This is a genomic window from Bradyrhizobium sp. 14AA (assembly GCF_054185205.1).
Genome location: NZ_JAVAYM010000012.1, coordinates 197,921 through 218,804 on the forward strand (window position 1 = coordinate 197,921; position 20,884 = coordinate 218,804).

Consider the following 20,884-nt stretch of genomic DNA (forward strand, 5'->3'; position numbering starts at 1 on the left):
TGAGACCAGATGGTTACAAATCTGGGCATCCCGGCTGATGAGCCGATGGATCTCGAGGAAACGGCAGTGAAGGCGAGGGCTTTCAGCTATTTTCGTGCTGCGACGATCGACCAGGCGCTGGATGCTCACGCACGCGCCGGCGATGACGCGCGCTTCATTGCCGGGGGCCAGAGCCTCGTGCCGGCGCTGTCGCTGCGGCTGCAGGCGCCGCGGCTCCTGATCGACATCACGCACATTGACGAGCTGCGCGGCGTCAGGCGCGAGGGCGACACCTTGCGCATTGGTGCGCTGACCCGCCACTGCGAGATGTTGAGCGAGCCGCTGATCGCCGAGTTCGCGCCGCTGCTGCATGCCGCCGCGCCCTTCGTCGCCCATCCCGCCATCCGCAACCGCGGCACGTTCGGTGGCAGCGTCGCGCTCGCCGACCCCGCATCCGAATTTCCCGCGATGACGCTGGCGCTCGATGCCGAGATCGAGATCATGGGGGCTTCGGGCCACCGGCGCGTCAGGGCCGACGACTTCTTCATCGACCTGTTCGAGACGGCGCTGCAGCCCGGCGAGCTGATCACCGCAATCTACGTTCCGTTGTTCAGGGCTGACCAGCGCTTTGCGTTCGACGAACTGGCGAGGCGGCGCGGGGATTATGCGCTGGTCGGTTGCGGCGTGCTTGCGACCTGCACCGGCGATCGCATCGACGATATCCGCATCTCCTTCTTCTCCGTTGGCAACACGCCGATGCGGGTGAAGCGGGCTGAAGCAACCCTGATCGGCGCAAGCCTGGATGCGGAACGCATTGCCGCGGCGCAAGCCGCGCTCGAAGGCGATCTCGCGCCACCGGAGAGCGACGAGGTGCCGCCGGCGATGCGGCTGCATCTCGCCCGCGTGCTGCTCGGCCGCCTGCTCAGGCGTCTCGGGGAGGGCGCATGAGCGGCTTTGACGAAACGCTTCTGGATGGCGCGGACGAGACCGTGCGGGTCCGCTTCGTCGTCGACGGCCGCAAGGTCGCCTGCGAGGTCGCGACGCGCGCGACGCTGGTCGATTGCCTGCGCGAGGAGCTCGAGTTGACCGGCACGCATGCCGGTTGCGAGATGGGTGCCTGTGGCGCCTGCCTGGTGCAGCTCGACGGCCGCGCCGTGCATTCCTGCCTGATGTTCGCGGTGCAGGCCGACGGCGCCAGGATCGACACCATCGAAGGGCTCACTGAGAGCGGTGTGATCGCCGACCTCCAGGCCGAATTCCACCGCCGCAACGCGTTGCAATGCGGCTTCTGCACGCCCGGAATGCTGGTCAACGCCCACGAGCTGCTCTTGCAGGTGGCGCAGCCGAGCCGCGAGGACATCCGCGACGCCCTGTCGGGCAATTACTGCCGCTGCACCGGGTATGAAGCGATCGTCGACGCCATCGCCGCAGTCGCCAAAGCGCGCAGCGAAGGAGGCGCGACATGAGCGCGCCGCTGACCTCGCTCGATCGCCCGAATTCCTATATCGGCCGTTCGGTGCCGCGGCCGAACGCCAAGCGGCTGCTCGCGGGCCGCGGGCGTTACATCAGCGACCTCCGGCTGCCGCGCATGCTGTACGCCGCCTTCCTGCGCAGTCCACATGCGCACGCGAAGATCGTCTCGATCAATACCGAGCAGGCCCGCGCGCTCGAAGGCGTACATCTTGTTGCGACGGGAGCCGATCTCGCAAGGATATGCACGCCCTGGACCGGGACGCTCGATCATTTCAAGGGCATGACCTCGGCGCCGCAATTGCCGCTGCCGCTGGATCGCGTGGTCTGGGCCGGTCAGGCCCTGGTTGCAGTCGTTGCCGAGAGCAGGGCGATCGCGGAAGATGCGCTGGAGCTGATCGAGGTCGACTACGAGGACCTTCCTGTCGTCGCCGACATCGACGGCGCGCGAGAGCCCGGTGGCCCGGTGATCAATCCCGGCAGCGCCAACAATGTCTGCTTCCGCAGCCAGCTGGACAACGGCACCGTCAACGACGCCTTCGCGAACGCGGCCTATGTGGTCGAAGAGGAGTTTTCCTTCGGCCGTCACACCGCGGTGACGCTGGAGCCGCGTGCCATCGTTGCCGATTACGATCCCGCCGCCGGTGCGCTCACCGTGCATCACGCCACGCAAACGCCGTATCAGTTCCAGGATCTCTATTCGCGCCACTACGGCATTCCCGAGGCCCGCGTCCGCGTGGTCGCGACTGATATCGGCGGCTCCTTCGGAATGAAGCTGCATGTCTATCACGAGGACATGGCGGTGGTCGGTCTCTCGATCCTGCTGGGGCGGCCCGTGAAGTACGTCGCCGATCGCATGGAGTCCTTCGTCTCCGACATCCACGCCCGCGACCATCGTGTTCATGCGCGTATGGCGCTGGATGCCAAGGGCGAGATCCTGGCGATGGATGTCCTGGATCTGACCGCGGTCGGCGCGTTCTCGACCTATCCGCGCACCAGCGTGGTCGAGGGCAACCAGGTGATCCGCCTGATCGGCGCGCCCTATCGCTTCAAGAACTATCGCGCCGCGCTGGAGGTGATCTTCCAGAACAAGGTGCAGACCAGCCAGTATCGCGCCGTCGGTCACCCCATCGCCTGCGCCGTCACGGAGCGGCTGGTCGACATGGCAGCAAGCAAGATCGGCCTCGATCCCTTTGCCATCCGCGCGCAGAATGTGATCGCCGATGATGCCTATCCGCAGACATCGCCGACCGGCTACCGCTTCGAGGCGCTGTCGCATCAGGTCTGCCTGAAGCGCCTGCACGAGCTGATGGACTACGATGCATTGCGCGCCCAGCAGACTGACTTGCGCAAGCGCGGCATCTATCGCGGTATCGGCATCGCGGCTTTTGTCGAGATCACCAATCCGAGTCCGGCATTCTATGGCGTCGGTGGTGCGCGCATCTCTTCGCAGGACGGCGCGATTCTCAGCCTGACGCCGTCGGGCGAGGTGCGCTGCCTGATTTCGGTCACCGAGCAAGGGCAGGGCACGGAGGCGATCATCAGCCAGATCGTCGCCGATCAGCTCGGCATCGCGCAGGAGCACGTCAAGGTCATCACTGGGGATACCGAAGTCACGCCGCATGGCGGCGCGACCTGGGCCTGCCGCGGCGCCGGCATTGGCGGCGAGACCGCGCTGCAGGCCACGCGCGTGCTCAAGCGCAACATCCTGGAGATCGCTGCAGTCATCCTTCAGGAGCAGCCTTCGGCGCTCGACATCATCGATGGCGAGGTCGTCGACGCCGCGACTGGGAATCAGCGGATGCCGATCTCCGAGATCGCGCGCATTGCCTATTTCCGCTCCGACACGCTGCCGCCGGGTACGCAGGCGCAGCTCACGGTGAGCCATCACTTCGCCCCGCAAGGCTATCCCTTTGCATTCACCAACGGCATTCAGGGCTGCTCGCTGGAGGTCGATGTCGAAACCGGCTTCATCAAGGTGTTGAAGCACTTCATCGTCGAGGATTGCGGTCGCGTCATCAATCCGATGCTGGTGGACGAGCAGCTGCGCGGCGGCATCGTGCAGGGGCTCGGCGCGGCCCTGTTCGAGGAGTGCCGCTACAGCGACACCGGCCAGCTCATGAACGGCTCGCTCGCCGATTACCTCGTTCCGATGCCGATGGAGATGCCTGATATCGTGATCGCGCATGTCGAGACGCCGACCGCCGACACGGAGCTCGGCGCCAAGGGCGTCGGCGAGGCCGGCACCGCGGCGGCGTCCGCCTGCGTGCTCAACGCCGTCAACGATGCGCTCGCGCCGTTCGGTGCAGCGATCAATTCGATCCCGATCACGCCGACAAAAGTCCTGAAAGCCCTGAAGCGTTTCTAGAAAAAAGACAGTTGGAGGAAGTCATGCCCAAATCCGGTTCGATCCCGAAAATATCCCGCCGCACCGCGCTCGCCGGCCTGTCGGCAAGCGCGGCCCTGCTCGCCATGCCCCGTCTCGGCCGCGCCGCGGACGAGACGATCCGCATCGGCTTTCCGACGCCGCTGACCGGGCCGTTCGCCGCGGAAGCGCGCGACCAGGTCAAGTGCGCCGAGCTCGCCGTCAAGCTCGTCAACGACAAGGGCGGCATCGGTGGCCGCAAGGTCGAGCTTCTGGTGCGCGATGACAAGCTCAATGCCGGCGAGGCCGCAACGCGTACGCTCGAGCTGATCGAGAAGGACAAGGTTCACGCCGTGGTCGGCGCGCTCTCTAGCGCCGTGCAGCTCGCGGTCAACGAGGTCACCCGGGCCCGCGGCGTGATCTACGTTTCGATCAGCCAATCCGACACCATCAACGAGGCCAAGGATTTCAGCAAGTACACTTTCCACGAGGCGCTCAATCCGCACATGACCACCGCTGCGGTGGCGCGGCAGACCCTGAAGAAGGGCATGAAGGTCGCCCATCTCGTCGCGGACTACGCCTACGGTCACGAGATGCTGCGCGGCTTCAAGCGTGCACAGGCGACGATCGGCGCCGACAATGTCGGCGAGATCCTGCACCCGTTCGGCGCGGCCGACTATTCCACCTTCATGCCGCGCCTGATGTCGATGCGGCCTGACGTGCTCTGCATCTCCAATTTCGGCCGCGACCAAGCCAACGCGATCAAGCAGGCCGTGGATTTCGGCGTGAAGCAGCAGATGAAAATCGTGGTGCCCGTCATCCTGCACAACCAGCGGCTCGCGGTCGGCCCCGACGTGTTCGAAGGCGTGGTCGGCGGCGCCAACTACTACTGGGGCCTGGAGACGCAGAGCAAGTCGGCAGCCGCCTTCAATGCGGCTTTCAAGGCCGCCAATGGCGGCGCGATCCCGACCGATTACGGCGCCTACGGCTATTCCGGTGTCGGATCGCTGCTGGCAGCCATGCAGGCCGCGGGCGGCACCGACACCGACAAGGTCGTCGATGCCCTCGAGAAGCTGCAATACGATCTGACCAAGGGTCCGCAGCACTATCGCAAATGCGACCACCAGTCGGTGCAGTCGGTGCTGGTGCTGGAGTCCAAGAAGAAATCCGCCATGGCGAACGACAACGATCTGTTCGCCATTCTCGCCAACGACACCGGCTCCGACGAGATGCTGCGCAGCTGCAGCGAGCTCGGCCACGCCACCTAAGTCTTGTGACGATGGACCTGTCGCTGATCATCATGCAGCTTATCTCCGGGATCACCCTTGGGGCGGTCCTGGTGATCACTGCGCTTGGACTGACGATCGTGTTCGGCATGCTCGGGGTGGTGAACTTCGCCCATGGCGCTCTGTTCATGATCGGCGCCTATGCGGGGCTGTATCTGGCCTCTCTCACCGGAAGTTTCTGGTGGGGATTGCTGCTCGCGCCCATCCTGATCGGCGCCTTCGGGATGGCGATCGAGTTCGTTCTGATCCGCAGGCTCTACGGACGCTCGATCGACGATCCGCTGCTGCTCACCTTCGGCCTCAGCTACATCCTGGTCGAAGGCGTGCGCATCGTGTTCGGCAGCGACGGCATCCCGTTTCCGACCCCGCCGCAGCTGATCGGCGTGCTCGACCTCGGCATCGGCTTCTTCCCGCGCTACCGCCTGTTCGTCATCGCGCTGGTGGCGGTGGTGCTGCTGGTGCTCTGGCTGACATTGGAGAAGACCCGCGTCGGCCTGATCGTGCGTGCGGGCGCTCGTGATCCCACCATCATGCAGGTGCTGGGCGTTGATATCGGCCGCGTCTGGCTCGCGATCTTCGGCCTCGGCGTTGGTCTGGCTGCACTTGGCGGTGTACTCGCCGGCCCCATGCGTAGCGTCAATCCGGAGATGGGCTCGCTGGTGCTCGCGGAAGCCTTCGTCGTCACCGTGATCGGCGGCCTTGGCTCGATCGTCGGAGCGGTCGTCGCCGGCCTCATGGTCGGCATCTCCATCAGCATGGTGGCGCTGTTTGCGCCTGAAATGGCGACCATCGTGATGTTCGCGCTGATGGCGGTCGTGCTGCTGATCCGCCCGCAAGGCCTGTTCGGCGTGAGAGGGAGGACGGCGTGACGTCACCATCGTCCGGCGAGGCAGTCGCCAAACCCGCGGTCAGCGGGCTCGGCTGGGTCCTTGACCAGCGTGTGCTGCTCTCCATCGCGGTGCTGGCCGTGCTGCCGTGGCTGCTACCGTCGCAAGCGCTGGCCGTCAACGTCCTGATCTACGGCGTCGTGGTGATGGGTTACAATCTGCTGTTCGGTTACACCGGGCTGCTGTCGTTCGGCCAGGCCGCGTTCTTCGGCGCTGGAGCCTACTTCACCGGCATTGCAATCGGCCGCTATGGCGTGCCGTGGTTCGCAGCGGTTCCGATCGCCGTGCTTCTCAGCACGTGTCTCGCGGCTCTCATCGGCCTCGTCTCGACGCGGACCCGCGGCATCTATTTCTCCATGGTGACGCTCGCACTGGCCCAACTCGTGTATTACGTCGCGCTCCAGGCCTCGTCCTTCACCGGCGGCGAGAACGGCCTGCGCGGCTTCACCGTCGACCGCATCAACCTGCTCGGCTTGCAGGTCAATTTCCTCGACCCGGTCAACAAATATTACGTGCTGATGGCCTTCGCGGCGCTGGCCATGTGGTTCCAGTCGCGCATCCTGAATTCCCCCTTCGGGGCGGTCATCGAGGCGATCCGCGAGAACGAGCAGCGGGCGCGGGCGTGCGGTTATGACGTCGAGCGCAGCAAGCTGATCGTCTTCATGCTCTCGGGCGCGATCTCCTCGCTCGGCGGCTGCATGCTGGCGCTGCATCTGTCGATCGTGCCGCTGGACATCCTGCACTACCAGACCTCGGGCATGATTGTGATGATGGTGCTGCTCGGCGGCGCCCGCAGTTTCTTCGGGCCCTTTGTCGGAGCGGCGAGCTTCCTGATCCTGGAGGACGTCATCTCGCTCTGGACGCCGCATTGGCAGATCTTCGTCGGCGCGATCTTCGTGCTGTTCGTGCTGTTCCTGCCCAAGGGGATCTGGGGAACGCTGCTGGACGCAATCGGCATCGGAAAGGTGCAGCAATGAGCGGCGAGCTGCTTCGCGCCGAGGGGATCGGCAGACGCTTTGGCGGCTTCGTCGCGCTGGAAGGCATCACCGTGTCCTTTGCGGCGGGACAGCTCACCTCGATCATCGGACCGAACGGCGCCGGCAAGAGCACGTTCTTCAACATCCTCTCCGGCGCACTGACGCCGACGTCGGGCAAGCTGCACTTCAGGGGACGTGAGCTGAACGGCCTGCCGCAGCACCGCTTCGTGCATCAGGGCATCTCGCGCTCCTACCAGATCACGAACATCTTCCCTGACCTGTCCGTGCACGAGAACGTGCGCGTGGCAGCCCAGGCGCTGACCGTGAGCTTCGACATCTGGCGCAACCGTGCCCGGCTGACTGAACTGAACGCGCGCGCCGACGCGGCGCTCGAAGCGGTCGGACTGTTGGCCAAGCGAAGCGAACTGGCAAAATTCCTGTCGCATGGCCAGCAGCGGGCGCTGGAGATCGCGATCGCGCTGGTCTCGGAGCCGGAGCTGCTGCTGCTCGACGAGCCGACTGCCGGCATGGGACCCGAGGAAACCAAGGAGATGGTCGGTCTGCTCGAGCGGCTCGCGGACAAGCGCACCGTGCTTCTGGTGGAGCACAAGATGAAGATGGTGCTGGGCCTGTCCAAGCGGGTCGTGGTGCTGCATCACGGCCGCCTGCTCGCCGACGGCGCGCCCGACGAGATCAGGAGCAACCCGGAAGTGCGCCGGGTCTACCTCGGACAGAGTGAAGGCTATGGCTGAGAGCGCGCTGCTCGAAATCAACGACCTGAACGCCTGGTATGGCGCGAGCCATGTCCTGCACGGCATTTTCCTTCACGTGGAGGAGGGCGAGGTGGTCGCCCTCGTCGGGCGAAACGGCGCCGGAAAGACCACGACCTTGCGGGCGATGATGGGCCTGATGCCGAAGGCTGCGGGCCAGGTGCGCTTTGCGGGCAGGGAGCTTCTGCCGCTGCGTGCCCATCAGCGCTTCCATCTTGGCCTCGCCTATGTGCCGGAGGAGCGTCGCATCGTCCCCGGCCTGTCGGTCCGCGAGAATCTGCGGCTCGGCCTCGTCGCGGCCGGCAGCGAGATCGACGAGCGCGCGGCCATCGACGAGATCGCCGAAACCTTTCCGCGCCTGAAGGAGCGCCTGGACCAGGAGGGCGTGACGCTCTCCGGCGGTGAGCAGCAGATGCTGGCCATTGCCCGCGCGCTGATCGCCAAGCCAAAAATGATCCTGCTCGACGAGCCCTCGGAAGGCATCATGCCGGTGCTGGTCGAGGAGATGGGCGTGCTGTTCCGCCGCCTGCGCGACGAAGGCAAGACCATGCTGCTGGTCGAGCAGAACGTCGAATGGGCGCTACGGCTGGCCGACCGCGCCGTGATCATCGACCAGGGCGAGGTGGTGCACCAGAGCAGCGCTGCGGCCCTGCTCGCGGACAAGGACATCCAGGAGCGCTACTGCGCGGTCTGACTTCAGGCCACGACCTTGGCGCCGGCGCCGCCGAGGCGCTGCCGTTCCGCTGCGAGATAGTCCTCAATCGCGTTGCCCGGCATGGGCTTTGCGAAATAGTAGCCCTGGATGAAGTCGCATCCAAGGCGGCGCAGGGTGTCGAGCTGGGCGCGCGTCTCGACGCCCTCGACGACGCAGGCGATCTCCATGTCGTCGCACAAGCCCGTGAGCGACTTGATGATCTTGTGGCTCACTGGATTGTCGTTGACGTCGGCGACGAAGCTGCGGTCGATCTTGATCTTGTCGAGCGGCAGCCGGTGCACGTGACTCAGCGACGAATAGCCGGTGCCGAAATCGTCCAGCGAAATGCCGCAGCCCATGGCCTTCAGCGTCGCGATCGACTGCTGCGCGCGCACGAAGTCGAAAGTGACGGCGGTCTCGGTGATTTCGAAATCGATCCGGTGCGGCGGCAGTCCGCTTCTCTCGATGATGGCGATCAGCGGCAAGATGCCCTCTGCCGCGCAAACGTCGTGGGCGGAGAGGTTGAACGACAGGCGGAGGTGATCGGGCCAGGTTTTGGCGACGGCGAGCGCGCGGACCAGCAGCGCCTGTGTCAGCGGCCGGATCAGGCCGATGCGCTCGGCGGCCGGAATGAAGTCGGCCGGCGAAACCAGGCCGAGACGGGAGCTGTTCCAGCGTGCCAGGACTTCGAAGCCGGTGGTGTGCTCGCTCATGGCGTCCACGATCGGCTGGAACACCAGGTCCATCTCGGTGCCGAAATCGGCGGTTCGCAGCAAATTCTCGATGACGCCGCGGCTGCGGATCTCGGCCTCGAGCTCGCTCGAGAAGATCACGGTGCGGCCGCGCAGATGACGCTTGGCGTGATAGAGTGAATAATCGGCGCATTCGTAGAGTGCTTCCGACGTCGTCGCGGAGTCCGGGAACAGCGCAAAGCCGATCGAGCAGGACAGCCCGGTATGGGCGGTGTCGAGCTGATAGGGCAGCTTGACCTGGTCGCCGATGCGTTCGCCGAGCCGCGTCAGATCCGCATCATCCGGGTCGCCGCACACCACGAGACCGAACTCGTCGCCGCCGAGCCGGGCAAATTCCACTCGCTGCGGACCAAAACCCTCGCAGACCTCGCGGATGCGCCGGCCGGCTTCGATCAGGACGCGGTCGCCGACCGAGTGGCCGTAATTGTCGTTGATCGGCTTGAAGCCGTCGAGGTCGATGATTCCCACCGCGGCGCGAACGTTCCTGCGCTCGGCATCAACGAAGGCGCTCGACAGCTCGGCGAAGAAGCGGCGGCGGTTCGGCAGCTCGGTGAGGGAATCGAGATTGGCGAGGCGGAAGTTCTCGTCGGAAAGCGCCTGCGTCGCCGCCTGCTGCGCCAGCAGCGACTTGCGGCTGGCGACGAGATCGGCGAAGTCGCGATAGTAGATGAACAGCACCGTCACCATCGCGCCCGAGACCAGGAGGTTGTTGACGGCGATCGCCTTCAGCGTCGGCTCGCCCGTGGCGAAGAAGAACAGCACATAGGGGACGTCAACGACCAGCGTCACGATCAGCGCCGCCGAGCGCAGATGCATCAGCGAGAAGATGCAGCCGATCACGGTCACCGCCATGTAGAAGGCGACCTGACTCTTGGCGAAGGGATCGCCGTAAGGGTAGAGCGCGAACGACCATGCCGTAAAACCCGCGCCGATCGGCAGCGTCATCCAGTTGGTGGCGCGCAGATTGCGCAGGATGTCGGCATCGCTGCGCACGAGATGGCGCTGGCGCAGCCACCAGAACGTACGGAGCGCGGCAAGCACGGTCAGCACGGAGGGCACGATCATCGTGAGCCAGTCCGGCGCCACGTTCACATAGGTGTAGGCGACCGCGATCGAGTTGCTCATGAGGAGGAAGTAGAGCAGCGGGACCTGCTTGGAGAAGGCGGCAAACTGCGCGCGCGTCAGCTCCGGGTTGTCAGCCGGCACGCGAAACAGCCGTATCGCGGCATCGAGGTGAGACTTCCAATCGGCAACAGGCATTGCAATACGCGCCCCGGGTCCTTCAAAACCGGGCGATCTTGCACGGCGGGGGTAAAGGTCGCGTTAGGTGGGTTCCGCGGGAAAAGCCGGCGCAGGTTGCACATGGCCGCGGATTTTCCCGGGCACGTGCATTGGTGAGGTGCCGTTAAGGATATTGCGGCGGCGGAGTCGGGGCTTCGACGCCGATCATGCCGTTCGCGGCTACGTTTTGCTAACCATGCGCGTCGGCGCAGCGTATCGCCGCACCACACCTCTCCCGTCGGCGAATGGTGTGGTGCAGCGTCCGCTGGCCGCTATTTCTTCTCCAGCGCGGCGGTCTGCTTGGCGAGCTGCTTGTCGAACTCCTCCGACAAGCCGGTGGCGTAAGTTGCGAGCTCGCCCGGCTTGACGAACGGGTTCGGCGCGCCGTCCTTCATCTGCGCGCGCTTGGCCTGCATGCCGTAGACTTCGGGATGAGGCCCGAGCAGCACGTCGATCTTCATCGCCTTCACCTTGGCATAGGTCGCGCGGTAGTCATCGACGATGCCGGGGTGGGTTGGCTGGCCGACCAGGCGGTTCAGCGCAACCGTGCCGCTACAGAAGAACAGCACCTCGCGGTCCTGGCCAGCGTCCTTGACGGTCATCTCCCAGCTCGTGCAGCCCGGCGAGTGGCCAGGCGTTGCATGCGCGGTCAGCGTGGTGTCGCCGAGCGTGACCTTGTCGCCTTCCTTGACGGTGCGGTCGACCTTCGCGGGAGGGAAGGTGAGGTCCTGGTTCTTCTCGTCGCCGGGATAGTAGCCGCCTTCGAGCAGCGGCTTGTCGCGCTCGCCGGCGATGAGTTGCGCGCCGGTCTCCTTCTCGATCTCGGCGAAACCGCCGGTGTGGTCGAGATGCGCGTGCGTGTTGAGGATGATCTTGATGTCGGCGACCTTGAGGCCGAGCTTTGCGATGTTGTCCTTGATCATACCGGTCGACTGGGGCATCGCGGTATCCATCAGGATCAGGCCCTGCGATGTCTTGATGACGTAGACGGCGATGCCGTCGGTCCCGACATAATAGATGTTGCCGATGAGCTGGAACGGCTCGAATGGCGCCGTCCACTTCTTCATGGCCGTTGCCAAGAAATCCTTGATGGTCTGGGCCTGCGCGCCGGTTGTGAGGAATGCCAACGCGAACAGCGCGGCCGTGAGTTTCTTCATAGTTTGCCTCCCGGATTGTTCTTGTGGTTTTGATCGGGCGCGGATGTGGGATTGCTCGACCGGTGCGCAAGTTACGTCGCGGCCGGTGTTGCGGGCAACTGCTGCGTGTTTGGAAAATTTATTGCTCCGAGGCGGAATAACCCGGCATCGGTCGGAAGCCGCGCAGAACGCCTAGCGCCCGATCGTCACGCCGGCCGTGGAGCGCATGGCGTCTCTCAGGCTGGTCGCGTTCATGTCGTCGAGAACCTGCCGCGTCAGCACGGTGGTCTGGCCCGGGGTGTTGAGGATCGTCTCGCCGCGCGAGGAGGAGAGCCGATCAGCCTTGTAGGGCGCGGACGGATCGGTGGCGGGCGCGACAGCACGCGCATGGTGCGGCCGCTTGCTGGACGCGGCAAAGGCGCCTTGCGAGACGCAGAGGGCGGCGATCACGACCAGCGGCAAGGATTTTGCGGGCATGCGATCTCCCGGTTCCGGGCCGTCAGCCTAGCATATCGGGATCGACGCTGCCCGTGGAAAAGGATCAGGCTAGCGCGGCCAGTCGTTCCGGCGCCGGCTCGCGCATCCGGTCTTGCTTGCCGGGCTCGGCAAGCAGGGTGAAGCTGCGACGGCCCGCCTGCGCGGGTGCTTCGACGATGACGCCTTCGCAGACGATCTGGCCGCCGAGCATCTTGAATTCCAGCCTGTCGTAACGCGGCATCGTTTCGCCGGGCGCCGGTGCCAGCAGACCGACGCTGCCTTGGATGTTCAGCGCGGCCTCGCCATCGCCGTGAAGCCGCGGATTCCACATCTTGATCCCGGTATCTGCCCAGCGTTGCCGGATCAGCGCAGCGCGGTCCGAGGGTTCCGCAGCCCACGTCGGGGCCTTCGGTGCGCGGCGGGTTCTTGATCGTGCAGGCACCGCACTTGCAGCTGGTTCGCCACGCGCAGCCACCTCCGACGTGGCCACCGCGACTTCGTCGAAAACGACGGCCATGGTGGGCGAGGGATCGTCTGCATGGATCGGTTCAGCGTCTACGCTAACGCTTGGGGACGGCTCGCTGGCGACGATGATCTCGGGGATCTCTTCGGCCATCGGGCGTTCAGTCCCGACGAGCGGTACGGAAACGTCGTCGGCGCTGGCCGGCTCTGGGTCAACGGCCATCGTGGGGGACGGCTCGCTGGCGACGATGATCTCGGGGATCTCTTCGGCCATCGGGCGCTCACTCGCGACGTGCGGTATGGAGGCGTCGTCGGCGCTGACCGGCTCGGGGTCCACGGCCATCGCGGGGGACGGCTCGTTGGCGACGATGATCTCAGGGATATCAGCTTCAGCTACCGGGCTTTCGACCTCGGCGAGCGGTGCGGAGGCGTCGTCCGCGCTCGCGGGCTCGGTGTCCACGGCCATATCGAGGGATCGTTCGCCGGCGACGACGAGCCCAGATGTTTCAGCCTGAGGTGTTTCAGCCCCAGGTGCTTCAGCCTCAGGTGTTTCAGCCTCGGCCTCCGTGCTTCCGATCTCGGCGAGCGCTGCGAAAACGTCGTCGATGCTGACGGGCTCGGCGTCCGCGGCAATCTCAGGCGGCGCATCGCTGTCGACCACGGCATCGGAGGTTTCGATCGCGGGGCTCAGTGCGTCCGCGGGCGGAGCAGAGGGCTCATCTGCGATACTGATCGGGCCAGCGTCTTCAGCCGCGCTGATGACGATGTCGGAAGGTGGAGCGGAGACGCTCGCGACGTCGGGAACAGCGGTCGCATCGGCCATCACCGCAACCGCTGATATGGCGCCTGCGTCGTCGTGCAACGGGACAGCGTCGATCTCGGCGCCCGGAGAAACTTCGGCGGTGTCGACGATGAGAGCCTGTGGCTCATCCTTCGCGATCGGTGCGACGTCGATGCTACCGCTGAGCGGCGAGGGCCGAAGCCTGGCGAGTGCCCAATTCACCGCAGGGATGCGGCGCAGCAACGATATCAGTCTCGAAAGCACTGGGCGTTGTCCAAGAGATACTCGGCGTGAGGCAATCGCTGATTCGTCAGCAATATGGAAAACTGCCCCGGTCGTCACACCCGTGTCAATCTAGGCGGGACCAATTGCAGAACATCGCCGCCCACCGGATCCTGCCGAACGCCGCAGCGCTCACCAGACGAGACGGAAACCGCCGGTGCCCTTGTAGCTGTGATTGTCCGCGGGATCATCGACGCTCGCGCGATAGGTGATCTCGCCGAACACGGCATAACGGCCGTTGGCCCAGCTATAGGTGCCGCCGCCGCCGATGCTGCCCCACAGCCGGTCATTGCCGCTCGCGAATCCGGTGCCGGAGACATCGATCCTGGTGCCGCCGAGGAATTCGTAGTGCAGATTGCCGACGGCGTAGAGATCGGAGCGGACGATACCCGTGCCGTCGTTCCAGGTGCGCTGATGATTGAGCGACAGTCCGAGGCGGCCGAGCAGGCTGTCGGCGTTGCCCAGCGAGACCAGCGCACCGAAGCGGTCGGTGAAGGCATCGAAGCCGACCTTTGAATAGGCAAGCTGCGCCTGCGGGGCCAGCGAGAGGCCGTTGCCGATCGCGATCCGCCTGCCGCCCTCGACGCTGAACGCGTAGCCGAAGCCTTCATTGCCATGGATCATGCTGCCGGCCAGCACCGATGACAGGTCGCTGTGATAGAACATGGTCTGCGCCTGGCCATCGACATAGAAGCCGTCATGACCGTACCAGGTCGCCGTGGCGCCGACGCCCGTTCCCTGCGCGCGGATGCGGCCGTTGCCGAACACCGAATTGACGAAGGCCGTGGTCAGGCCGTATTGCGCCGTGAGACCGACGATCAGCCGGCCGCGCGCATTGTCGAGCGCAACGCCGTCGAGCCCGGCCTGCGCCTTCATCTCGTCGGAATCATAGCTCGAGCCCGTGGTGTTGGAAGGCCGCAATGCGCTCTGGCCACCCTCGATCCGGCCCCAGAATGCCGATTGTGTCCAGGAGCTGTTTGGCGAGCCCTCGGCCGTCTGCGCGGTATCAACGCCGGCGCGCGCCATCGCCTCGCTGCCGCCCCAATAGCGGTTGCCGGCGCGCTGCTGGAGGCCCGGCGCCTGGTTCATCCCGAGCAGCACCTGCGCGTAGTTCTCGTACAAGGGGACGCCGGCCTGGTAGAGCGGCCCGGCGAGCGCCGGTGTCGGCGGATTGATCAGGCCGGACCGCAAATACCAGTCGCCGTCCGCCGGCGTGCCGATGCCGTTCTTCTGCAGCGTGTAGGCATAGGCGCCGCCGACGACGGCCTGCTGGCCGCCAATGACGTAATCGCCCTGCAGCGCGAAGCTGCCGTTCGAGGCGCCGGCGACGTCGATCACCTTGATTCCTTCGACCGTCTGTGCGCCGCCGCCGCCGACATTGGTGATACGCAACATGGAGGCACCGGACGTTGCGCCCTGCACCACCAGGCGGTCGGTGATCGAGGCGTCGCCACCGAGAGTGCTGTTGAGGAGAACCGTACCGCCGCTGCCGACATAATTGCCGCTCACCGTCAGCGTCGTCCCCGGCGCGCCGCCGGTTCGCACCAGGCCGGCATTGTCGAGCGATGCGATGGTCTGGTTGAAACCGTTCAGGTCGAACGTCCCGCCGGCGGCGGCGACATAGGCGGATGCGGCGCTGAAGGCACCGGCGCTGCCTGCGCGCAGCGTGCCGCCGGTGACCGTGGTAGCGCCACTATAGGTGTTGATGCCTGACAGCGTCTGCGTGCCGCCGGTGATCGTCATCGCGCCGGTGCCGGAGATAGATCCCGCGAACGTATCGTTCGCATTCGTGATCGCCAGCGATTTCGTGCCGAGCGCGACCGTGCCGGTTCCGGCCAGGCTCTTGATGTGGGACGTGTCGACAATGCCGGAAATGTCGAACGTCGCGTTCGCAACGACGCGGCTCGAATTGGCAAGCGCATCATCGGAGCCCGCGCCCGCCAGCGCGAGCGTGCCTTGCTGGATCACTGTTTGGCCCGTGAACGTGCTGGCGGCACCCAATGTGAAGGTTCCGGCGCCGGTCTTGGTCAACCCGCCGACGCCGCTGAATCCGAGCGTGCCGACGTTGAACCCGCTCGTGTCGAACGTCAGCCCGCCCGCGGCAATGTTGTGCTGGTTGACCGTTCCGCCGAAGAAGCTTGCCTGATTGGCCAGCGCGACGACGACGGCATTGTCGTACGTCGCCTGACCATTTGCGTTGCCAACCGTAATGCGGCCCGTCTGCAGCGTGCCGCTGCTGATGTTGAGGATGCCCGTGCGATCTGCGGCCGGAATGCCGAGGACGATTCTGCTTGTCGCGACGACGGTCGCGCCGTTCGTAATGTTGAGAATGCCCGTGCCGGCGGCACCGACGGTGACCGTCGTGGCGTCCCACCGCGATCCGGCCCCCGTCACTGTGACGATGGCTGTACCTCCGGGAAGATCGCCCATCGAAACACTGTTCGTGCTCGTCAGCGTGCTGCCGTTCTGAATCGTGAGACTGGTCGTACCGCCGGCTGCCGTGCGAATAGTCATGGTGCCGGTCGCGCCGGTCGCACCGGGGCTGATGCCGAGGACGACGGTTGAACCCGACACGATGTTGACGGCGCCTCCGGCGATCGGGGCCGCTCCGCCCAACCAGTTTGTGCCCACGGTCCAGTCATTGCTGGTGGCACCGGTCCAGGTCTGCGCCGCCGCCGCGCCCGGCAAGAGCGCCGAGAGGGCGACCACCGAGGCGTTCATCAACAGCAGGCGGCGGAACCCGGCGCGTTTGCTTGTGAAGGATGGGGGATGGTGTGGATGCCTGCCCCGATATTCATTCGCTTGTCGTGAAAACGTCGCAGCCCCGATGCATTGGCGCATGGCGCACAGCCCTTGTTGTTGTTCTTTGCTGCGGCACCGGATGGCAGATTGCCAAACATCATCGACAGCGGATCGTGATTGTTACGGTATGTTGCTGGCTGCGATCGGGTCAACGCAGATTGCTGCTGTGCACTAGGGAAAAATATGCAGTGTGTTTCCGGTGCAACGTCAGGTCGATAAATTAATGCGGCAGTAACCACATCACGCGTGCCGCATGTACATTGATGACTTGCGCGGCGAGACGACGATCGCGGTCACGTTGCGCAACGTTCGAGAGAGCGAGCCGAGACTCGCGGCGCCACATGCTGCGGCTGATTCGCGAGTCGCGGAGAATGCGCTTGTCGCAAGGCCAGGGGCCGAGCTGTGCTTGGGGTTCTACCGCCCGCCGCTGCCTGAGCCGGAACCAGAGCCCGCGCCGCCACCGGCCTGGCTGCCCATGTTATTGGTGTTGCTGCCGCCGGCCGACGGCGACTGAGCGCCCTTGCTGTCGCTGGCCTCGTTCTGCATGTTCGACGAACGCCCCGTCGTCATCCCCTTGGTCGCGGGGCCGCGCGAGGAGGGGCCGACGTCACCCTGACCGGATGCGCCGGGGGCGGGTTGTGTCTGCGCGAAGGCGCCACCGGTCGCCAGTGCCATGATGCACGCGGATGCCAGAATGATCTTCTTCATTGCAGTCTCCTTGACGTTACATCCCGGACAATCCGCCTGCGCCGGCGACGTTCCTGATGATCTTCCGTCAACGCTTCAACTCTCTGCGGCCTAATGTCGGGGTTCCCGTCTTCATCGCCAGCGGCTATTCAGGACCGTCATTGTTTGTTGAGAGACGGCGCATGAGGAAGATTGTCACCCTCGGAGCAGCTCTGCTCTGGTCCACCATCGCGATCGCGCAGGATCGTACCATCACCGTGGCCTCGACGACCTCGACGGAACAGTCGGGGCTGTTCGGCCATTTGCTGCCGCTGTTCTCCAGGGACGAGGGCATCGGCGTGAAGGTCGTTGCCGTCGGGACCGGGCAGGCGCTGGACATCGGACGGCGGGGCGATGCCGACGTGGTGTTCGTCCATGACCGGCCGGCCGAAGACAAGTTCATGTCCGAAGGTCAGGGCGTGAAGCGCTTCGACGTCATGTACAACGACTTCGTCATCGTCGGCCCCAAAAGCGATCCCGCGAAGATCGCCGGCGGCAAGGACGTCGCCGACGCGCTGCGCAAGATCGCGGCGGCGAAGGCGCCGTTCATCTCGCGCGGCGACAAGTCCGGCACGCACGCGGCCGAGCTGCGGTTGTGGAAGGAGGCGGGCGTCGACATCGGTGCGGGCAAGGACAGCTGGTATCGCGAGATCGGCCAGGGCATGGGCCCGGCGCTGAACATGGCCTCGTCGTCGAACGCCTATCTGCTGTCGGATCGCGGCACCTGGCTGTCGTTTAGGAATCGCGGCGACCTCACGATCCTGACCGAGGGTGACAAGCGGCTCTTCAACCAGTACGGCGTCATGCTGGTCGATCCGGCCAAGCATCCGAACGTGAAGGTGAGGGATGGGCAGGCTTTCGTCGACTGGCTCGTCTCGCCGAAGGGGCAGGAGGCCATCGCCGGCTACAAGGTCGGCGGCGAGCAGCTATTTTTCCCCAACGCGTCCCACTAGCAGGAAGGCGACGGTCGACACCGCCACGCTGAGTGCGAGCAGGATCAGCCCGAGCCCGAGCGCCAGCGGCAAATCGCCCTTGCTGGTCTCCAGCGCGATCGCGGTCGTCATCGTGCGCGTGAAGCCGCGGATGTTGCCGCCGACGATGATGATGGCGCCGACCTCGGCGATCGCGCGCCCGAAGGCCGCGAGAAAGGCGGTCAGCAGCGAGGTCCGGCCAAGCGCGAGCAGCAGTGCCATGCTGCGCAGGGCCGACAATCCGTCGATCCGCGCGAGGTCGCCATACTCCGCCCACAGCAGGCTTGCCGGCCGGTGCACCAGTGCCACCACTATCGGCGTCGCGAGCAGCGTCTGCGCAATCACCATGGCCGTCGGCGTGAAGAGCAGCCCCGCCGCCCCAAGCGGGCCGGACCGAGACAGCAGGAGATAGAGCGCGAGCCCGACCACGACCGGCGGAAGCCCGAGCAGCGCATTGGTCAGCACGATGATGACCTGACGTCCGCGGAAACGGGTGATCGCAAGCGAGGCCCCGATCGGTGCGCCGATCAGCAGCGCGACAATGCTCGCCGTCAGGCTGACACGCACCGACAGCGCGACGATGCCGAGCAGCTCGGCGTCGGCCTCGCCGATCAGCGTGAAGGCGGCGCCGACGGATCGTGCGAAATCGTTCATCCGGCCCGACGCTTCTGCGCCGGGCGGAATGCCTCGGGATCGTCGATGTCGAGGCTGCACAATCGCTTCACGGACCGGTCCCTGCGAGTCTTGTCGATCCACAGAATACCCGGAAGGATTGGAAAACGCGATTCATCCAGAAGATGAATGTCGGTGCCGTGTCATGCAGGCTCTCAGGACGTGACCTGAGCCGCGCTTCGCTTTTCGGCGGCGCCGCCCCAAAGCCAGCGCCCGAGCAGAACGGCAAGACCGGCCCCGACGAGCTGAGCCGCAACGAAAGCAGGGATGCCGTGCGGGGCGATGCCCGTGAATGTATCGGACAGCGAGCGGGCGATCGTGACCGCGGGGTTGGCGAATGACGTGGACGACGTGAACCAGTACGCTGAGGTGATGTAGAGACCGACGGCACAAGGAACGGCGGTGGGCGTCCGGCACCCGACGCCAAGGATGGTGGAGAGCAGGCCAAAGCTGGCCACGGCCTCCGCAAGCCATTGTCCGGCACCAGTGCGTTCCGTGAGCGAAAGCTGGAGGAGCGGAAGCTCGAACATCATGTGCGCGATCCCGACGCCTGCGATTGCGCCACCGATCTGGGCGACGAGGTAGGGCGCTGCATCTGTCCATGCGGTTTCGCCGCGCAAGGCAAATGCCAGCGTCACCGCTGGATTGAAATGTGCCCCCGATATCGGAGCGAACATCAGGATCAACACCGCGAGGATAGTCCCCGTGGCGATCGCATTGCACAGCAGCGCGAGCGCGACATTTCCGCCGGAGAGTTTCTGGGCCATGATCCCCGAGCCGACGACGGCGATAAGCAGGAACGCCGTCCCAAGCCACTCCGCGAAGGCGCGCTGCGGAAGACCCGGCATCAGAGGCCGCGATCCAGCGTGACGCGCTCGCCGTCTTCCTTGACGAATTCGCCTCGCTGTGCCGGCAGCAGATCGAGCACGAGCTCCGACGGACGGCAGAGCTTTACGCCTGCCGGGGTGACCACGATCGGCCTGTTGATCAGGATTGGATGCGCCATCATCGCGTCGAGCAGTTGATCGTCGGTCAATGCCGGATTGTCGAGGCCAAGCTCCGCATAGGGCGCCGCCTTCTCGCGAACCGCATCGCGCACCGAAATCCCCATGCGCGCAATGAGCTGCTGCAACAGCGCCCGCGCTGGCGGCGTCTTCAAATACTCGATCACGTGCGGCTCGATGCCGGCATTCCGGATCATCGCAAGCGTATTGCGCGACGTGCCGCAATCGGGGTTGTGGTAAATGATCGCGTCCATGGCGGAAATCCTCGTGCTCAGCAGCAGGCCTTTGAGGCCGCCGGCGCCGCCTGCGGCGCGCAGCAGGCCGATTGGGTCTCCTGTTTCTCGTGAGCGACCCGCGCCTGGTTCTCGCCGCTGCCGTCGCCGTAATCGGTGCTCTCACCCGTGGTGTAGAAGGTCTCCCAGGCGATGCCGGCGGGATCGTCGATCCAGGATTTTTCCGACTTCGCGTAGCAACAGGTGGTCTGTCCCTGCTCGATGATGTCGCCGCCGGCCTGACGCAGCCGCGCATAAACCTCTTGCAGCTCCTCGCCGGTCTCGACCTGGATGCCGAGATGGTCGAGGCCGGCCGCGCGTCCGCGCGTCGAGATCGCAAAATTCACGCGGGGGTCTTCCAGCATCCATTTGGCATAGTCGGATTTCACGACCGAGGGTTCGCTGGCGAACAGGGCGGAGTAGAACCCGATCGAGTGGGAAAGATCGTCGACGGACACGTGAACGTGCAGGCGCTTCATGGTCTGTCCTTTCAGGCGGGCACTTTGCTGCGCTTTCGCGCGGGTTTCGACGGCGTGGCTGGAGCGCATGTCGTCCCGCCGCAACAGTTCTCGGTCAGGAAGCCGACGAGCGCGTTCATGGTCTCGAACCGCGCTGCATAGATCATCGAGCGGCTCTCGCGCCGGACGGTCACGAGCCTGGCCGTCCGCAGCCGGTCGAAATGGAAGGTCAGCGTGTTGGGGGCAAGATCCAGCGCTTCGGCGACCGCGCCGGCAGTCATGCCGCCGGGGCCGGCCTGCACCAGCAGTCGGAAGACGTCGAGACGGTTGTCCTGTGCGAGCGCGGCGAGGGCCGCGACGGCATCTGTCGTTTCCATATT

The 20,884-nt window shown here is 65.3% G+C and carries 20 protein-coding genes; 9 read left to right on the forward strand and 11 right to left on the reverse strand.

Annotation, left to right across the window (positions count from 1 at the left end; translation table 11 throughout):
• Positions 1-66 precede the first annotated feature (66 nt).
• The 8 genes from RAD15_RS22470 to RAD15_RS22505 are packed head-to-tail and all read left to right on the forward strand — an operon-like array spanning position 67 to position 8,428.
• Entirely contained in the window at positions 67-927 is an 861-nt protein-coding gene (locus RAD15_RS22470) for an FAD binding domain-containing protein (RefSeq protein ID WP_458180433.1), read from the forward strand.
• On the forward strand, positions 924-1,445 hold the full coding sequence (locus RAD15_RS22475) for a (2Fe-2S)-binding protein (RefSeq protein ID WP_458180362.1): 522 nt from the start codon (positions 924-926) through the stop codon (positions 1,443-1,445). Before RAD15_RS22470 ends, RAD15_RS22475 begins: the two co-directional genes overlap by 4 nt.
• Positions 1,442-3,817, forward strand: coding sequence for a xanthine dehydrogenase family protein molybdopterin-binding subunit (locus RAD15_RS22480; RefSeq protein WP_458180363.1), 2,376 nt, complete (start codon positions 1,442-1,444; stop codon positions 3,815-3,817). Before RAD15_RS22475 ends, RAD15_RS22480 begins: the two co-directional genes overlap by 4 nt.
• A gap of 23 nt (positions 3,818-3,840) precedes the next feature.
• Positions 3,841-5,082 carry an ABC transporter substrate-binding protein gene (locus tag RAD15_RS22485; protein WP_458180364.1) on the forward strand — a complete coding sequence of 414 codons (1,242 nt, stop codon included), beginning with the start codon at positions 3,841-3,843 and terminating at the stop codon, positions 5,080-5,082.
• 11 nt (positions 5,083-5,093) lie between these two features.
• Positions 5,094-5,969 carry a branched-chain amino acid ABC transporter permease gene (locus RAD15_RS22490; RefSeq protein ID WP_458180366.1) on the forward strand — a complete coding sequence of 292 codons (876 nt, stop codon included), beginning with the start codon at positions 5,094-5,096 and terminating at the stop codon, positions 5,967-5,969.
• Positions 5,966-6,964, forward strand: coding sequence for a branched-chain amino acid ABC transporter permease (locus RAD15_RS22495; protein ID WP_458180367.1), 999 nt, complete (start codon positions 5,966-5,968; stop codon positions 6,962-6,964). The genes RAD15_RS22490 and RAD15_RS22495 overlap by 4 nt, the downstream gene beginning before the upstream one ends.
• Entirely contained in the window at positions 6,961-7,716 is a 756-nt protein-coding gene (locus tag RAD15_RS22500) for an ABC transporter ATP-binding protein (protein ID WP_458180368.1), read from the forward strand. The genes RAD15_RS22495 and RAD15_RS22500 overlap by 4 nt, the downstream gene beginning before the upstream one ends.
• Positions 7,709-8,428 carry an ABC transporter ATP-binding protein gene (locus RAD15_RS22505; RefSeq protein WP_458180369.1) on the forward strand — a complete coding sequence of 240 codons (720 nt, stop codon included), beginning with the start codon at positions 7,709-7,711 and terminating at the stop codon, positions 8,426-8,428. Before RAD15_RS22500 ends, RAD15_RS22505 begins: the two co-directional genes overlap by 8 nt.
• A 2-nt stretch (positions 8,429-8,430) precedes the next feature.
• Here RAD15_RS22505 and RAD15_RS22510 read toward each other — a convergent pair whose 3' ends face one another.
• From RAD15_RS22510 to RAD15_RS22535, 6 genes are all read right to left on the reverse strand, one after another.
• Positions 8,431-10,440: a putative bifunctional diguanylate cyclase/phosphodiesterase gene (locus tag RAD15_RS22510; RefSeq protein WP_458180370.1), complete on the reverse strand. Its 2,010-nt coding sequence runs from the start codon at positions 10,438-10,440 to the stop codon at positions 8,431-8,433.
• Positions 10,441-10,733: 293 nt separating this feature from the next.
• The gene (gene blaBJP, locus RAD15_RS22515; RefSeq protein ID WP_458180372.1) at positions 10,734-11,618 is read right to left on the reverse strand and encodes a BJP family subclass B3 metallo-beta-lactamase; all 885 of its coding nucleotides are present in this window, start codon (positions 11,616-11,618) and stop codon (positions 10,734-10,736) included.
• Between the two features lie 171 nt (positions 11,619-11,789).
• The gene (locus RAD15_RS22520; RefSeq protein ID WP_458180373.1) at positions 11,790-12,074 is read right to left on the reverse strand and encodes a TonB-dependent receptor plug domain-containing protein; all 285 of its coding nucleotides are present in this window, start codon (positions 12,072-12,074) and stop codon (positions 11,790-11,792) included.
• A gap of 64 nt (positions 12,075-12,138) precedes the next feature.
• A complete protein-coding gene (locus RAD15_RS22525; RefSeq protein ID WP_458180375.1) occupies positions 12,139-13,560 on the reverse strand; it encodes a hypothetical protein in 1,422 nt (473 codons plus the stop codon).
• Between the two features lie 171 nt (positions 13,561-13,731).
• Entirely contained in the window at positions 13,732-16,308 is a 2,577-nt protein-coding gene (locus tag RAD15_RS22530) for an autotransporter family protein (RefSeq protein WP_458180376.1), read from the reverse strand.
• A gap of 507 nt (positions 16,309-16,815) precedes the next feature.
• Positions 16,816-17,109 carry a hypothetical protein gene (locus tag RAD15_RS22535; RefSeq protein WP_458180379.1) on the reverse strand — a complete coding sequence of 98 codons (294 nt, stop codon included), beginning with the start codon at positions 17,107-17,109 and terminating at the stop codon, positions 16,816-16,818.
• Between the two features lie 161 nt (positions 17,110-17,270).
• Here RAD15_RS22535 and RAD15_RS22540 point away from each other — a divergent pair, with 161 nt between their 5' ends.
• The gene (locus RAD15_RS22540) at positions 17,271-18,080 is read left to right on the forward strand and encodes a substrate-binding domain-containing protein (RefSeq protein WP_458180380.1); all 810 of its coding nucleotides are present in this window, start codon (positions 17,271-17,273) and stop codon (positions 18,078-18,080) included.
• Here RAD15_RS22540 and RAD15_RS22545 read toward each other — a convergent pair.
• The 5 genes from RAD15_RS22545 to RAD15_RS22565 form a co-directional block, all read right to left on the reverse strand.
• Positions 18,054-18,752 carry an ABC transporter permease gene (locus RAD15_RS22545; protein ID WP_458180382.1) on the reverse strand — a complete coding sequence of 233 codons (699 nt, stop codon included), beginning with the start codon at positions 18,750-18,752 and terminating at the stop codon, positions 18,054-18,056. The genes RAD15_RS22540 and RAD15_RS22545 overlap by 27 nt on opposite strands.
• A 173-nt stretch (positions 18,753-18,925) precedes the next feature.
• A complete protein-coding gene (locus RAD15_RS22550; protein ID WP_458180383.1) occupies positions 18,926-19,618 on the reverse strand; it encodes an aquaporin in 693 nt (230 codons plus the stop codon).
• A complete protein-coding gene (arsC, locus tag RAD15_RS22555; RefSeq protein ID WP_458180384.1) occupies positions 19,618-20,028 on the reverse strand; it encodes an arsenate reductase (glutaredoxin) in 411 nt (136 codons plus the stop codon). Before arsC ends, RAD15_RS22550 begins: the two co-directional genes overlap by 1 nt.
• 17 nt (positions 20,029-20,045) lie before the next feature.
• Positions 20,046-20,525 carry an ArsI/CadI family heavy metal resistance metalloenzyme gene (locus tag RAD15_RS22560; RefSeq protein ID WP_458180385.1) on the reverse strand — a complete coding sequence of 160 codons (480 nt, stop codon included), beginning with the start codon at positions 20,523-20,525 and terminating at the stop codon, positions 20,046-20,048.
• Between the two features lie 11 nt (positions 20,526-20,536).
• Positions 20,537-20,881 carry an ArsR/SmtB family transcription factor gene (locus tag RAD15_RS22565; RefSeq protein WP_458180386.1) on the reverse strand — a complete coding sequence of 115 codons (345 nt, stop codon included), beginning with the start codon at positions 20,879-20,881 and terminating at the stop codon, positions 20,537-20,539.
• Positions 20,882-20,884: the final 3 nt, after the last annotated feature.